The sequence below is a fragment of the Collinsella aerofaciens ATCC 25986 genome (genome assembly GCF_964237925.1).
In the GTDB taxonomy this organism is placed as follows: domain Bacteria; phylum Actinomycetota; class Coriobacteriia; order Coriobacteriales; family Coriobacteriaceae; genus Collinsella; species Collinsella aerofaciens_BJ.
Map to the genome: position 1 here is coordinate 112,936 of NZ_CAXSKI010000005.1, position 14,658 is coordinate 127,593.

Here is a 14,658-nt window from a genome sequence, read left to right on the forward strand (position 1 = left end):
TCTCGTTCCATCCCAACTTGTCGGATTTTTCACCGAGCTGGTCTATTTCTTCTGGTACCATGGTCAAACTTTACTGTAGCAAAGCGTGACGTGGGCTTTTGTACCCCGTCAGCGGAAATGGGGTTTCATGGCACAGGAAGCAACCACCAACGAGCAAAAGAAATTCAAGGTCCCGCGCATTCCGGGCGACATCATGATCTATCCGATGATCGTCGGTCTTTTGCTCAACACCTTCTGCCCGCAGGTCTTTGAGGTCGGCGGCTTCTTTACGGCTGCCTGCCGCGGTGGCTCCAATACCATCGTCGCCGCGATCCTGCTGTTTGTGGGCGCCGGCATCAGCTTTAAGTCCACGCCGGGCGCCATCAAGACCGGCATCGTCGTGCTGATTCCCAAGCTGGTCGTCGCAGCGGCTCTCGGCCTGGGTGTGGCATATTTCTTTAACGATAACTTCCTGGGTCTGAGCTCCGTGTCTATCATCGGCGGCATTACGTTTTGCAACATGGCGCTCTATACGGGCATCATGGGCGAGTTCGGCGATGAGTCCGAGCAGGGCGCCGTCGGTATCCTGTTCTTTACGGCCGGCCCCGCCGTCACGATGATCATCCTTGGTGTTTCGGGTCTTGCCAACATCCCTGTCGGTACTATCATCGGCTCCATTTTGCCGCTCGTTATCGGCATGGTTCTGGGCAACCTGTTCCCGTTTATCAAGAACCTGCTAGTTCCCGGTGCCAACCCCGCGATCGCCGTTATCGGCTTTCAGCTCGGTGCGTCCATGAGCCTTTCGAGCTTTATCACCGGCGGTATTTCGGGTATCCTGCTGGGCCTCATCACGCTCTTTATCGTCGGTCCCATTACCTTTGCCTTCGAGCGCTTGTGTGGCGGCAACGGTAAGGCGGCTGTGGCATGCTCCACCATTGCCGGCACGGCCATGACCACGCCGGTTGCTCTCGCCGAGGTCGCGCCGCGCTACGCCGAGCTTGCGCCCACCGCGTACGCCCAGATCGCCACTGCCGTTATCATCACGGCAATCATGGCTCCGATTCTGACCGGCTGGGTCGACAAGAAGTTCTGCCAGGGCAAGGAGGACCTGTCGCCTGCCGGTGTCGAGGCCATCGAGGAGGCCGTCGCGACCGACATCGACGGTGAGTAACGGCCGTTACCGATAATTGATTCCGGCGTGCAATTCGCGCCGTCCGAGCGCCCGAACAGAAACTGTTTTGCAGTGATGTTCGGGCGCTTTGCTATGATTCCCTTTACCCCTGCGGAGTAAAGGGGTGTTTATTGCCCAGATTCGAATTGGGCGATTCTGACCATTCGGATATTGAAGGGAGGGCGTCTAGTGGTTAAGGCACTCAAGATTGAGATATTCCTGCTATGCATGATTGTTCTTATCGGGCTTGCCGCGCGAAGTCGTCGCTCCTTGTTCTCGAGCACCCTGCAACTATTGTTTAGTATGCTTGGCTACACCTCTGCTGCGTACGTATTATTCGATATGATCTGGACGCTTTCGGATGGTGCGGACGGCACGTTGGGCATTGCTACCAACTGGATTTCCAACGCGGTTTCGTTCTCGCTCTTTGCTATCGCGTGTCTCATTTGGTTTATCTATTCCGAGACGATGCAGGGTTCTCGCCTTGTGACCTCGCGCTATAGGGTGGTGCTTGTAACGTTGCCTACGGCTCTGGTGGTCGTGCTGGCGTTTACCAGTTACTGGACGCATGCCCTGTTCTATATCGATTCGCAGGGCGTGTATCGTCGCGGCTTTGCTTATATGATCCAGCCCATTGTCAGCTACTGTTACGTTATACATACGTCCCTGCATGCGTTTGTGCAATCTCGCAGGGTCGAGAGCTTGCAGACGAAGGCTATCTATCGAACCTTGGCGTTTTTCGCCATTCCGGCCCTGGTGGGCGGTACCTTTCAGGTCGTATGCTCGGTGCCCGGCCTTTGTGTCGGCATAATGATTAGCATGTTGCTGCTCTACATCATCTGCCAGGAACAGCTTATCTCGACCGATCCGTTGACTGGTCTCAACAATCGCAACCGTTTTGAGACCTATATGCTGTCGCTCTTCTCAAATGTTGGTCATACGGACGATGTGTATCTTCTCATGATGGACGCTGACGGCTTTAAGCAGATTAACGATCGCTATGGACATGTGGAGGGTGATCATGCTCTTCAGGTCTTATCTGCTGCGCTCAAAGAGGTCTGCTCGGCGTCTGGTGGCTTTATCGCACGCTACGGTGGCGATGAGTTCGTGGTGCTCCAAAAGGCAGTGGCGGAACGGGATATCATGCATCTGTGCGCGACAATCAACGACGAGCTCGCGCATGCCGAGGTGCCGTATGCATTGCGGATGTCCATCGGTTACGCGCGGGTCGGCGATAGTGTTGATACCTGGCAAGACTTACTTCGCGCTGCCGATGCGGAGCTTTACCGCGTCAAGGCCGAGAAAAAGAAAGCTGGCGTTCAGATACGCTAGGAAAAGGGGCACACGACCGTTGCGATGGTCGTGCGCCCCTTTTGCGTTTGTGGGGGCCACCGGCCATAATGCCCAGGCGCGGTGCGGCAAGACGGGCGTCTGCCGCCGCGACTCGGTACGAAATCAACGAGAACCAGTGTGCTCCATTAAGCTAAAGTATGCGAATGCCCTCCCTAAAAAGGTGAGTTCGCTAGGCTTTTTTGGGTTTGTTGACGATGATGATGCCGCCGCAGACCAACAGCAGGGCAACGATGACGGTAACGGGGCTCGTGCCCGCGCCTTCGCCGAGCAGCAGCGCGCTCAGCAGCACACCAAAGACGGGGTTCATAAACCCAAAGACCGAGACGCGGCTGACGGGGTTGACGGCAAGCAGGCGCGACCACAGCGAGTAGGCGACCGCGGAGATAAGCGCCATGTAGATGATGAGCGCGATGGCGGGGGCAATCGCCGTGGGGGAGAGCGCGCCACCCATCAAAAAGCCGATGGCGGTGAGGACAAGGCCGCCGACCAAGAACTGCCACCCGGCAAGCAAGACGCCGTCGTGCTCGCGCGAGAAGATGCCAATCAGGCAGGTCGAAAGGGCACCCGCGACGGTGGAGGCTAGGATAAAGCCCTCGCCATCGAGCGTAAAGCCAAAGGTGCCATCCGCGCCCGAAAGGTTGACGAGAGCGACGCCGGCAAAGCCCAGCGCACAGCCAAGCACCTTGGCCGTATTGAGCTTCTCGGTGCGAAACGCCAGGGCGGCAAAGAGGATTGCGAGGAAGCTGGCGCTGGCCTCGATGATGGAGCTCGACATGGCGCTGGCGCGCGAGAGGCCCAGATAGAAAAAGAAGTACTGCCCGATAGTCTGGAAGAGCGACAAGACAAAGATGGGCTTGATGTCGCGAGCCTGCGGAATGAGGGGGCGGCGTTGGGCCGCACTCATCCCAACGATAACCAGGGCGCCGGCAAGCGTGAAGCGCAAGCCCGCAAAGAGCAGCTGCGAGGCGCTATCGTGCGCTGGGATACCAAAGAGTGCGTAACCGATCTTGATACAGGGAAAGGCCGATCCCCAGAGTGCACAGCAGACGAGGCAGCCCAGGATGAGTCCGGGCAGGGTGGCGAGATACGGCTTGCGGCTTTCCATGATGTCCTTCCTACATGCGCGAAGCAAAAAAGAACCCGCCACCGGATGTGCCGGTGGCGGGTGTTGTTACCCGAAGGGATTGTACCCGATGGGAAAGGTTTAAGCGAAGTAGGCCACGCCGCTCTCAAAGATCGGCATGAACTTATCGCCGGGGACATGCTCGGGCACGTTGCGGTACAGGTTGTCGCCGCGACGCTCGGCATGGCCCATCTTGCCCAGGACGCGGCCGTCGGGGCTCGTGATGCCCTCGATGGCGAGTGCGGAGCCGTTGGGGTTGACGGAAAGGTCCATGCTGGGCTTACCGTTCTCGCCCACGTACTGCGTGGCGACCTGGCCGTTGGCGATCAGCTGGGCGAGCACTTCGTCATTGGCGACAAAGCGGCCCTCGCCGTGGCTGATGGCGACGGTGTAGGGGTCGTCCAGGCTGCACTGCGACAGCCACGGGGACAAGTTGGACGAGATGCGGGTGCGCACCAGACGGCTCTGGTGGCGACCGATGGTGTTGAACGTCAACGTGGGCGCATCGGGCGTGGCGTCGACGATGTCGCCGTAGGGCACCAGGCCGAGCTTGATCAGGGCCTGGAAGCCGTTGCAGATGCCCAGCATCAGGCCATCGCGGGCCTTGAGCAGGTCGCGGACTGCCTCGGTGACCTCGGGAGCGCGGAAGAACGCCGTGATGAACTTGGCGGAGCCGTCGGGCTCGTCGCCGCCCGAGAAGCCGCCGGGGATCATGACGATCTGGCTTGCGCGGATGCGGCGGGCAAGCTCGTGGGTGCTCTCGGCGACGGCCTCGGGCGTGAGGTTGTTGATCACGAAGGTGTCGGCCTCGGCACCGGCGGCACGGAAGGCGCGGGCGCTGTCGTACTCGCAGTTGTTGCCGGGGAACACGGGGATGATCACGCGCGGGCGGGCGATCTTGGCGCCGCCGTACACGTGGATATCCTTGGCGCGGAAGTCGATGGTCTCGACCTCGGGGGTCTCGCCGGCGCTGCGGTAGGCGAAGACGCCCTCGATGCCGCTCTCCCAGGCCTCCTGGAGCTCGGCGAGCTCGATGACCTCGGAGCCGGTGTCGATGACATAGCCCTCGACGGTGGTGCCCAGGGGCTCGACGACAACGCCGTCGGCGACCTCGGGCAGCTCGGCGTCCTCGGCGAGCTCGACGATAAAGCTGCCGTAGAGCGGGGTGAAGAGGCTCTCCACGTCTACATCCTCGGCAAGCTCGATACCGATCTGGTTACCGACGCACATCTTAAAGAGGCTCTCGGCGCCGCAGCCGTAGCCGGGCGTGGATATGGCCAGGGCGTTGCCGGTAGCAGTGAGCGCCTCGACGGCGTCAAACGCGGCGAGCAACTGCTGGGCGTCGGGACGGTAGTCCTCGCCATAGGTGGCGGGGGCGATGCGGACGACGCGGTGCGTGAGGCCCTTGAACTCGGGCGAGACGGCGCGGGCGGCCTTGCCCACGGCGACGGCGAAGCTGATCAGGGTCGGCGGAACGTTTAGCTCGCCGGTCTCGTCCTCAAACGAACCGCTCATGGAGTCCTTGCCGCCGATGGCGCCGGCACCCAGGTCGACTTGGGCCATGAGGGCGCCCAGGACGGCTGCCGTGGGCTTGCCCCAGCGCTCGGCCTCGGTGCGCAGACGCTCGAAGTACTCTTGGAAGGAGAGGTAGGCGCGCTTGTGCTCAAAGCCGGCGGCAACGAGCTTGGCGATGGACTCGACCACGGACAGGTAGGCGCCCGCAAACTGGTCGGCCTCCATCAGATAGGGGTTGAAGCCCCATGCCATGGCGCTCGCCGTGGTGGTCTCGCCGTCCACGGGGAACTTGGCGACCATGGCCGAGCTTGGGGTGAGCTGCGTCTTGCCGCCAAAGGGCATGAGCACGGTCGCGGCGCCGATGGTGGAGTCGAAGCGCTCGGAAAGGCCCTTGTTGGAAGCGACGTTGAGGTCGGTGACGAGCGAGGTCATGCGCTCGGCGAGCGTGGTGCCGGCCCAGCTGGGCTGCCACACGCTGCGGGCACAGACGTGGGCGACCTGGTGCTTGGGCGCACCGTTGGAGTTGAGGAACTCGCGGGACAGATCGACGATGGCGACGCCGTTCCATGCCATGCGCATGCGCGGCTCGGCGGTAACCTCGGCGATAACGGTCGCCTCCAGGTTTTCCTCGGCGGCGTAGCCCATGAACTCCTCGACGTCACCGTCGGCGACGGCGCAAGCCATGCGCTCCTGGGACTCGGAGATAGCGAGCTCGGTGCCGTCCAGGCCGTCGTACTTCTTGGTCACGGTGTCCAGGTCCACGTACAGGCCGTCGGCAAGCTCGCCCACGGCGACTGAGACGCCGCCGGCGCCAAAGTCGTTGCAGCGCTTGATCAGACGGCAGGCGTCGCCGCGGCGGAACAGGCGCTGCAGCTTGCGCTCGACCGGGGCGTTGCCCTTCTGGACCTCGGCACCCGAGGTCTCGATGGACTCGGTGTTCTGGGTCTTGGAGGAGCCGGTGGCGCCACCGATGCCATCGCGGCCGGTGCGGCCGCCCAGCAGGATGATCTTGTCGGTGGGGGCGGGGCACTCGCGGCGCACGTGGTTTGCCGGGGTAGCGCCCACGACGGCGCCGACCTCCATGCGCTTGGCCACGTAGCCGGGGTGATAGAGTTCGTTGACCTGGCCGGTGGCAAGGCCGATCTGGTTGCCGTAGCTGGAGTAGCCGGCGGCGGCAGTGGTCACGAGCTTGCGCTGCGGCAGCTTGCCCTCGAGCGTCTCGGAAACCGGGACGGTGGGGTCGCCGGCGCCGGTGACGCGCATGGCCTGGTACACGTAGCTGCGGCCCGAGAGCGGGTCGCGGATGGCGCCGCCCACGCAGGTGGCGGCACCGCCGAAGGGCTCGATCTCGGTCGGGTGGTTGTGGGTCTCGTTCTTAAACAGGAACAGCCAGTCCTGGTCCTCGCCGTCGACATCGACCTTCACCTTGACGGTGCAGGCGTTGATCTCCTCGGACTCGTCGACATCGGTCATGACGCCGGTCTTCTTAAGGTACTTGGCGCCGATGGTGCCCATGTCCATGAGGCAGACGGGCTTGGCGTCGCGGCCGAGTTCGTGGCGCATCTCCATGTAGCGGTCGAAGGCCTGCTGCACCACAGCGTCGTCGATCGTCACGTCATCCAGGACGGTGCCGAAGGTGGTGTGGCGGCAGTGGTCGGACCAATAGGTGTCGATCACGCGGATTTCGGTGATGGTGGGGTCGCGGTCCTCATCGCGGAAGTACTGCTGGCAGAAGGCGATGTCCGCCTCGTCCATGGCAAGGCCGCGCTCGGAAATAAAGGCGGCAAGGCCGGCCTCGTCGAGCTCGCGGAAGCCGTCGAGCACCTCGACGGGCTGGGGCTCGGGAGTCTCCATGTACAGCGTCTCGGGCAGGTCGAGCGAGGCGATGCGCGCCTCGACGGGGTTCACCACGTAGTGCTTGATGGCCTCGATGGCGGCTTCGTCCAGAGCGCCCGAGATGATATAGACCTTGGCGGAGCGCACGGCGGGGCGCTCGCCCTGGCTGATGAGCTGCACGCACTCGCTGGCGGAGTCGGCGCGCTGGTCAAACTGGCCAGGCAGGAATTCGACGGCAAAGACGGCGCCATCGCTTGCGGGGAGCTCGTCGTAGGTCACATCGACCTGGGGCTCGCTAAAGACGGTCGGCACGCAGGAGCGGAAAAGCTCCTCGTCGATGCCCTCGACGTCGTAGCGGTTGATGATCCTCAGGGCCTCGATGCCCTTGATGCCGAGAATTTCGGTCAGCTCGCCCTTGAGCTGCTGAGCCTCGACGTCGAACCCGGGTTTCTTCTCCACGTAGATACGAGAGACCATTGGTTCCTGCCTTCCTGATCGGTTGGGCGTACGGTACGGTATGCGGCAGCGGTCGGTTTACGGGACAAGCCTCGCGGTCGCCTTGAGCCACATGTTTGTAAACCTCACTATGATACGACAGCTCGCGGCGCGTTGAGGACGGCGAGGGTGCTACAGTGAAGCGCAAACAAGAGAAAGGCATCACATGGCATTCGTTTCACTCGCCATCATCGCGCTCGTGGCCTTTGCAAGCCCCTTCATCGCCTCGGCGATTCCCAGAAAACCCGTTCCCGAGACGGTCTTTTTGCTCGTGCTCGGCGCGGTGCTGGGACCCCATATGCTCGGCGTCATCCATGTAGATGCCGAGGTCTCGCTTGTGTCCGAGCTGGGTCTGGCCTTCTTGTTCCTGCTTGCCGGCTTTGAGATCGACCCCAAGAGCATCACGGGCGTCGAGGGGCGCTACGGCTTGGCGACGTGGGTCGTCACGTTTGGTATCGCCTGGCTTGCCGTGCGCTTTACCCCGTGGTTCTCGGTTAGTCATTTCGACGGTATCGCCGTGACGCTTGCCCTCACTTCGACGGCGCTCGGCACGCTCGTGCCCATCATGCGTGAGCGCTCGCTCACCGGCACGCGCGTGGGCGACTCGATTCTCGCGTATGGCACCTGGGGCGAGCTCGGCCCTGTGCTCGCCATGTCGGTGCTGCTGTCTGCCCGCACCGGCATCCAAACGCTCGTAATCCTTGGCTTGTTTGCGGTGGTCTGCGTGTTGCTGGCCGTGGTCCCGAGCCGCTCCAAGCGCGTCGGCAGCCGCTTCTTTGCGTTTGTCGAGGAACGCGCCGATACCACGTCGCAGACCTTCGTGCGCCTGACGGTGCTCATCCTGGTCACGCTCGTGGCGTTCTCGGCTGTCTTTGATCTCGACATCGTGTTGGGTTCTTTTGCCGCCGGCTTTGTCTTGCGCTACATCATCCCCGAGGGCAACCATACGCTCGAGACCAAGCTCGATGGCCTGGCCTACGGCTTTTTGATTCCGGTATTCTTTACCGTATCGGGCGCAAAGATCGATCTGACGGCCGTGGCGTCGCGCCCGGGTCTGCTCGTGGGCTTTATCGTGGCGTTGTTGATTATTCGTGCCGTTCCCATTCTCATCTCTATGAGCATTTGTCCTGCGACGCGCGATGTGTCGGCGTATGGTCGCATTACCGTGGCCCTGTACTGCACCACGGCCCTGCCGATCATCGTTGCCGTGACAAGCGTTGCCGTCAACGCGGGCGCGCTGTCGCAAGATATTGCGTCGGTCATGGTTGCCGCCGGTGCCATCACGGTGTTCTTGATGCCGTTGCTCGCGCAGCTCTTCTACCGCGTGGTCGACGCCGCGCCGGTCGCCGCCGTGGCAGAAGTTGCCGAGCATCCATCCGATGCGCTCGACATCCTGCGCGCCCATCACGATTTGGCGAGCCTGCTCGCACGTGAGCACGAGCTGCTGACTTCGCATGGCCATGGTCGCGTATTCGAGGGCTTGCCTACGCTCGATACGATTGCCGAGCGTCTTTCCGCCGAGGCGGCGAGCGGCCATATCGATGCCCGTATTGTGGACGCGGCACATCTTCTTGCCGATAAGACCTATGGAGACGAGGTCGACCCGTCCGAGCTGACTCCGCGCGAGCGTCGCCGCCTGGAGCGCGCCAAGCTCGCCGTGCGCGAATACCGCCGCCGCATGTTGGAGCTCTATACGCGCGATGAAGCCCAGGACGACGACGGCAGGTAGCCAACGCCGCCGCGGAAAATGCATCCCAGAATCCGCGCCCAGAATGGGACATAGTTTCTGAAAGAAGGCCCTGAGGGAAGCTTCGCCCCGTTCTAAGCTGAAATACCGGGACGCAGCTTCCCCTGCAAACAGAGGAAGGCGCGCTGCCTGTGGTTGATGCAGGCAGCGCGCCTTTTGCGTTGAGCTTCGTTGAGGTTCGAAGTGGTGGACTAGTTGGCCATGACGCCTTCGGTCCAAGCCTCAACGTCCTCGATGCGCAGGACGTTGGCGACCTCGGCCACGCAGTCGACGCTGGCAAGCTCGGCGGCGGCAGCCTGGACGTCCTTCTCGAGCGCGCGGTGCGTCAGGAAGATGACCGAGCAGGCATCGCTGACGCCCGACTTGCCGTCCTCGACCTGGTTGATGAGCGAGATCGAGATGTTGTGTTTGGCAAAGATATCGACCGTCTCGGACAGGGCGCCCACGCGGTCGGCGACCTTCAGGCGCACATAGTACTTGGTCTGGAGCTCGTCCATGGGCTTAAAGGCGAGGTTGTGACCATAGGGCTCAATCTCGGGCAGCGGAGCCACGCCGCGGCTGATCTGCTCGGAGAGCGACAGGATATCGCCCACGACGGCGCTCGCGGTGGGGAAGGAGCCTGCACCCGCGCCGTAGAACATGGTCTCGCCCACGGCGTCACCCACCACGTAGACGGCGTTCATGGCGCCGTTGACCTTGGCGAGCATATGGTCTGCCGGAATGAGCGTGGGGTGCACACGAACGTCGACGCCGGCGTCGGTGTTGCGGGCGATGCCCAGCAGCTTAATGGTGTAGCCGAGCTCGCGGGCTTGGGCGATGTCCTCGGCACCGATGGTGCGGATACCCTGCTGGTACACATCGTCGGTGGTCACGCGGGTGCCAAAGCCGATGGAGGCGAGGATCGCCGTCTTGCTGGCGGCATCGAAGCCGTCAACGTCGGCGGATGGGTCGGCCTCGGCATAGCCCTTGGCCTGCGCGTCGGCAAGGACGTCGGCGTAATCGGCGCCCTCGGCGTCCATGCGCGACAGGATATAGTTGGTGGTGCCGTTGAGAATGCCGGCGATGGTCAGGATCTTGTTGCCCACCAGGTCGTGCTCGAGCGTGCTCACGATGGGGATGCCGCCGCCGCAGCTGGCCTCGCACTTAATCTGCACGCCACACGCGCGCGCCTTCTCGGCGAGCGTCTCGACATGACGGCCCAGCAGGGCCTTGTTGGCAGAGACGACGTGCTTGCCGTTCTCGAAAGCAGTGGTAAAGATCTCGGTTGCGGGATGCTCGCCACCGATCAGCTCGACGACGATGTCGACGGCGGGGTCGGTGACGACGTCGTGCCAGTCGCTCGTAAAGGCCTCGCGCTCAATACCGGCTGCCTCGGCCTGCTCCCAGGCAAGCGCGCAGGCGCGGGTCAGCTTAAGGTCGATGCCGTAGGCGGCCAGGTACTCATCGTGGTGGCTCTTGATCAGACGGGCCACGCCGCCGCCGACGGTTCCCAGACCGATCAGACCGACGTTCACGGTGCGCATGGGTTCGCTCATAGATAGCTCCTTCGTGCATCTTATGGATGGATTAACCGCTTAAAGGTTGAGTGCATTCTAGCGTGAAGTGCGGGCGCGTGCTTGCCTGGCAGCGGGAGTCGCACAAAACGGCACCCCCGAAACGCTGCGGAAACATTGGAAACATGCTCGCTACAAACGAAACTCCGTAACAAACTGTCAACGTTTGCGCCATAAGGTTTGCCCCGTACCGCAAGACGGCCGCACTGCGGTCAGCGAAAAGGGGGACACCATGTTCAACATCAACAGCACGCTCAGCCGTAGGAACTTTCTCGCCGGTGCCGCGGCGCTCGGCAGCACCGTGGCACTCGCTGGTTGCTCGTCGGGTGGCTCGGATGGCGGCTCCGCCGATGACGGCAAGACCTTCAAGATCGGTGTCATCGGACCTCTGACCGGCGCCGCGGCAACCTATGGCGTTTCGGCCGAGAAGGGTGCCAAGCTCGCCGCCAAAGATTTCTCGACCAAGGACCTCAAACTCTCGCTTAAGTCCGAGGATGACGTCGCTGACGGCGAGAAGGCTATCAACGCCTTCAATACCCTGTGCGACTGGGGCATGCAGGCGCTCGTCGGTCCGGTCACCACCGGTGCTGCCGTCGCTGTCTCGGGCGAGATTGCCGACGACATGCTCATGGTCACGCCCTCGGCCTCGTCTCTCGACGTCACCAAGGATAAGACCACGGTCTTTCAGGTTTGCTTCACCGATCCCACCATGGGCGCCAGCGCCGCGAAGTTCTTGGCCGAGAAGTACGCGGATGCCAAGATTGCCCTGTTCTACAACTCCGGCGATACGTACAGCTCGGGTGTTGCCGATGCCTTTGCCGAGCAGGCCAAGGAGTCCAAACTTGATATCGTCGATACCGAGACCTTTAAGGACGATTCCTCCACGAGCTTTACCAACCAGCTCACCAAGGCCAAGGAGGCCGGCGCCACGCTCATCTTTGCGCCGATCTACTACACGCCGGCGTCCGTTTTGCTCAAGAACGCCAAGGACATGGGCTACGACATGACCCTCATGGGTACCGACGGCATGGACGGCCTACTCTCTGTGGAAGGCTTCGATACCTCTCTTGCCGAGGGCGTACTGCTCATGACCCCGTTTTCGGCTGACGATGAGAAGAATGCCGACTTCGTCAAAGCCTATAAGGATGCCTACGACGAGACACCCAACCAGTTTGCCGCCGACGCCTACGATTGCGTCCACGCCATTGTCGAGGCCATCGACAAGGCGGGGATTGACATTACGGCCGACGGTGCCGACATTGCCGGCGACCTTGCCAAGGCCATGCGCAAGATCAAGATCGAGGGCCTGACAGGCGAGCTGACGTGGAATGACGAGGGCCAGGTCGAAAAGCCCGCCACAGCCTATGTGATTCAGGACGGCAAGTACATCGCCGCCTAAGTGCGCATAAAGCGCGACCGGTGAGGCCGTTTTATTCAGGGCAGGGACGCCTGTAACAGAACGGAAACATTACTTTCACACAATAAAGTGGCATTACTGCATAAAGTAATAGAAATACGCAGAATTATGGATAAATGAACAAATCCAAAGAAAAGTTGAAATAATCGCCACTTTCCTTAACTAAAGCGTCTAGTATTTTGCGAACGCCGAACACGGCGAAGGATGGCCTGTCGGGTAACCGAAACCCGACGAGATTTGAGAGGAGAGCCGCATGTCGAGCCTCACCGGTAAGTCATTGAACCCTGTTATGAATCGCAGGAGCGTTATCGCGAGCGCAGCAGGTCTGGGGGCGATGTCCATTCTAGCTGGCTGCTCCTCCAACGGCGGCGACAGTGGTTCCGCTTCGGGCGACGCTTCGTTTAAGATCGGCACCATCGGCCCGCTGACCGGCGCCAACGCGTCCTACGGCAAGTCCGTTACCCAGGGTGTCGAGCTTGGCTGCAAGGATTTCTCGACCAAGGAGCTGCCGCTTGCCAGCAAGGCCGAGGATGACCAGGCCGACGGCGAGAAGGCCGTCAACGCCTTCAACACCCTGCTCGACTGGGGCATGCAGGCCCTCGTCGGCCCGACCACCACGGGTGCGTCGGTTGCCGTTGCCGCCGAGTGCGGTAACGACCCCAAGACGTTCATGATCACCCCGTCCGCGTCCTCCGAGGACGTCACCGACGGCAAGGATTGCGTCTTCCAGGTTTGCTTCACCGACCCCAACCAGGGTGTCAACGCTGCCAAGTTCCTGGCGCAGAAGTATGCGGACGAGAAGTTCGTGCTGTTCTATAACTCCGGCGACGCCTATTCTTCGGGCATCGCAGATTCCTTTAAGGCCCAGGCCGCTGAGTCCAAGCTCGAGATTGTTGACGAGGAGACCTTTAAGGACGACTCCGCCACGAGCTTTACGAACCAGCTGACCAAGGCCAAGCAGGCCGGCGCCACCATGATCTTTGCGCCGATCTACTATACGCCGGCGTCCGTCCTGCTCAAGAACGCCAAGGACATGGGCTACGACGTCAAGATGATGGGCTGCGACGGCATGGACGGTATCCTGGGCGTTGAGGGCTTCGATACCTCTCTTGCTGAGGGTCTGCTGCTCATGACCCCGTTCTCCGCCGACGACGAGAAGAACGCCGACTTTGTCAACGCTTACAAGGATAAGTACGGCGATACCCCCGACCAGTTTGCCGCCGACGCCTACGACGGCGTGCACGCGGTGGCCGAGGCCCTCAAGGAGGCCGGTCTTGGTGTCGACGCCGACCCGACCGAGGCCGCCGAGAAGCTGTCCAAGGCTATGCTCAAGATTACCGTTGACGGTCTGACCGGCAAGCTCACCTGGAACGATAAGGGCCAGGTCCAGAAGGAGCCCACGGCGTACGTCATCACCGACGGCAAGTACGTACAGGCCTAATTGGCCGCCTTACATAGAGCGGTTTTGATCCCAAGCAGGGGAGGTTTTGGCCTTCCCTGCTTGCTTGGTATCTAGGGACGATGTAACGTCCCTGTTTCATACATCAACTGGAAACCTATTCGAAAGGGGGATGTGGAACATGACGGTCTTTATCCAATACCTGGTCAACGGCCTGTCCATGGGCAGCGTCTACGCCATCATCGCGTTGGGCTACACCATGGTCTACGGTATCGCCAAGATGCTGAACTTCGCTCACGGCGACGTCATCATGGTCGGTGCCTATGTCTCGTTCTGCGCCACGTCGTATCTCGGCCTCCCGGGCTGGGTATCTGTAATTCTTTCTTGTGTGGTCTGCACGGTTCTCGGCGTTCTCATCGAGGGTCTGGCCTATAAGCCGCTGCGCCAAGCAGGCCCGCTGGCCGTTCTGATCACGGCTATCGGCGTGTCTTACTTCCTGCAGAACGCCGCGCAGCTTCTGTGGGGCGCCACGCCCAAGAACTTCACTTCGCTCGTCACCTTCCAGGTGCCGGAGTTCTTGGCCAAGTTCAACGTAAGCGCCGTCTCGCTCGTCACCATCGTCGCCTGCCTGGTTATCATGGCCGGCCTGATGTTCTTTACAGGTAAGACCAAGATGGGCAAGGCCATGCGCGCCGTGTCCGAGGACAAGGCCGCCGCTCAGCTCATGGGCATCAACGTCAACCGCACCATCTCGATGACGTTTGCCATCGGCTCGGCGCTTGCCGCCATCGCCGGCGTGCTCCTGTGCTCCTACTCGCCGGTGCTGCAGCCCACGACGGGTGCCATGCCTGGCATCAAGGCCTTCGACGCCGCCGTCTTCGGCGGCATCGGCTCCATTCCCGGTGCCTTTGTCGGTGGCATTCTCATCGGCATCATCGAGGCGATGGCGCAGGCCTACATTTCCACGAGCCTTGCCAACTCCATCGTCTTTGGTGTTTTGATCATCGTCCTGCTCGTCAAGCCTGCCGGCCTCTTGGGCAAGTACGTCCCCGAGAAGGTGTAGGTGAGCG

Annotated in this window: 9 protein-coding genes; 6 read left to right on the forward strand and 3 right to left on the reverse strand. The window is 61.5% G+C overall.

Going from position 1 to position 14,658, the window contains the following annotated elements; all coding sequences use genetic code 11:
- The first annotated feature begins 127 nt into the window (after positions 1–127).
- Positions 128–1,150, forward strand: coding sequence for a 2-keto-3-deoxygluconate permease (locus ACESWY_RS03800; protein ID WP_316364673.1), 1,023 nt, complete (start codon positions 128–130; stop codon positions 1,148–1,150).
- Positions 1,151–1,339: 189 nt separating this feature from the next.
- Positions 1,340–2,482 carry a GGDEF domain-containing protein gene (locus tag ACESWY_RS03805; RefSeq protein WP_316364674.1) on the forward strand — a complete coding sequence of 381 codons (1,143 nt, stop codon included), beginning with the start codon at positions 1,340–1,342 and terminating at the stop codon, positions 2,480–2,482.
- Positions 2,483–2,672: 190 nt separating this feature from the next.
- Here the strand turns inward: ACESWY_RS03805 and ACESWY_RS03810 are convergent, their stop codons facing one another.
- Entirely contained in the window at positions 2,673–3,608 is a 936-nt protein-coding gene (locus ACESWY_RS03810; RefSeq protein WP_373093072.1) for a DMT family transporter, read from the reverse strand.
- A 99-nt stretch (positions 3,609–3,707) separates the two neighbouring features.
- Entirely contained in the window at positions 3,708–7,454 is a 3,747-nt protein-coding gene (locus ACESWY_RS03815) for a phosphoribosylformylglycinamidine synthase (protein ID WP_316364677.1), read from the reverse strand.
- Positions 7,455–7,638: 184 nt separating this feature from the next.
- Between ACESWY_RS03815 and ACESWY_RS03820 the strand changes: the two genes are divergently transcribed.
- Complete coding sequence (locus ACESWY_RS03820) at positions 7,639–9,201, forward strand: cation:proton antiporter domain-containing protein (RefSeq protein WP_373093075.1); 1,563 nt, start codon at positions 7,639–7,641, stop codon at positions 9,199–9,201.
- 209 nt (positions 9,202–9,410) lie between these two features.
- Here the strand turns inward: ACESWY_RS03820 and ACESWY_RS03825 are convergent, their stop codons facing one another.
- On the reverse strand, positions 9,411–10,754 hold the full coding sequence (locus ACESWY_RS03825; RefSeq protein WP_195192932.1) for a homoserine dehydrogenase: 1,344 nt from the start codon (positions 10,752–10,754) through the stop codon (positions 9,411–9,413).
- Positions 10,755–11,004: 250 nt separating this feature from the next.
- Here ACESWY_RS03825 and ACESWY_RS03830 point away from each other — a divergent pair, with 250 nt between their 5' ends.
- From ACESWY_RS03830 to ACESWY_RS03840, 3 genes are all read left to right on the forward strand, one after another.
- A complete protein-coding gene (locus tag ACESWY_RS03830) occupies positions 11,005–12,171 on the forward strand; it encodes an ABC transporter substrate-binding protein (protein WP_373093077.1) in 1,167 nt (388 codons plus the stop codon).
- Between the two features lie 271 nt (positions 12,172–12,442).
- On the forward strand, positions 12,443–13,630 hold the full coding sequence (locus tag ACESWY_RS03835; protein WP_117758807.1) for an ABC transporter substrate-binding protein: 1,188 nt from the start codon (positions 12,443–12,445) through the stop codon (positions 13,628–13,630).
- Between the two features lie 139 nt (positions 13,631–13,769).
- Positions 13,770–14,651, forward strand: a complete 882-nt coding sequence (locus tag ACESWY_RS03840; RefSeq protein ID WP_035137220.1) for a branched-chain amino acid ABC transporter permease — start codon at positions 13,770–13,772, stop codon at positions 14,649–14,651.
- The last annotated feature ends 7 nt before the right edge of the window (positions 14,652–14,658 follow it).

Coding starts and splice junctions, on each gene's coding strand:
- ACESWY_RS03830 (WP_373093077.1), top strand. CDS start 11,005: ATGTTCAACATCAACAGCACGCTCAGCCGTAGGAACTTTCTCGCCGGT.
- ACESWY_RS03810 (WP_373093072.1), bottom strand. CDS start 3,608: ATGGAAAGCCGCAAGCCGTATCTCGCCACCCTGCCCGGACTCATCCTG.
- ACESWY_RS03825 (WP_195192932.1), bottom strand. CDS start 10,754: ATGAGCGAACCCATGCGCACCGTGAACGTCGGTCTGATCGGTCTGGGA.
- ACESWY_RS03835 (WP_117758807.1), top strand. CDS start 12,443: ATGTCGAGCCTCACCGGTAAGTCATTGAACCCTGTTATGAATCGCAGG.
- ACESWY_RS03815 (WP_316364677.1), bottom strand. CDS start 7,454: ATGGTCTCTCGTATCTACGTGGAGAAGAAACCCGGGTTCGACGTCGAG.
- ACESWY_RS03820 (WP_373093075.1), top strand. CDS start 7,639: ATGGCATTCGTTTCACTCGCCATCATCGCGCTCGTGGCCTTTGCAAGC.
- ACESWY_RS03840 (WP_035137220.1), top strand. CDS start 13,770: ATGACGGTCTTTATCCAATACCTGGTCAACGGCCTGTCCATGGGCAGC.
- ACESWY_RS03800 (WP_316364673.1), top strand. CDS start 128: ATGGCACAGGAAGCAACCACCAACGAGCAAAAGAAATTCAAGGTCCCG.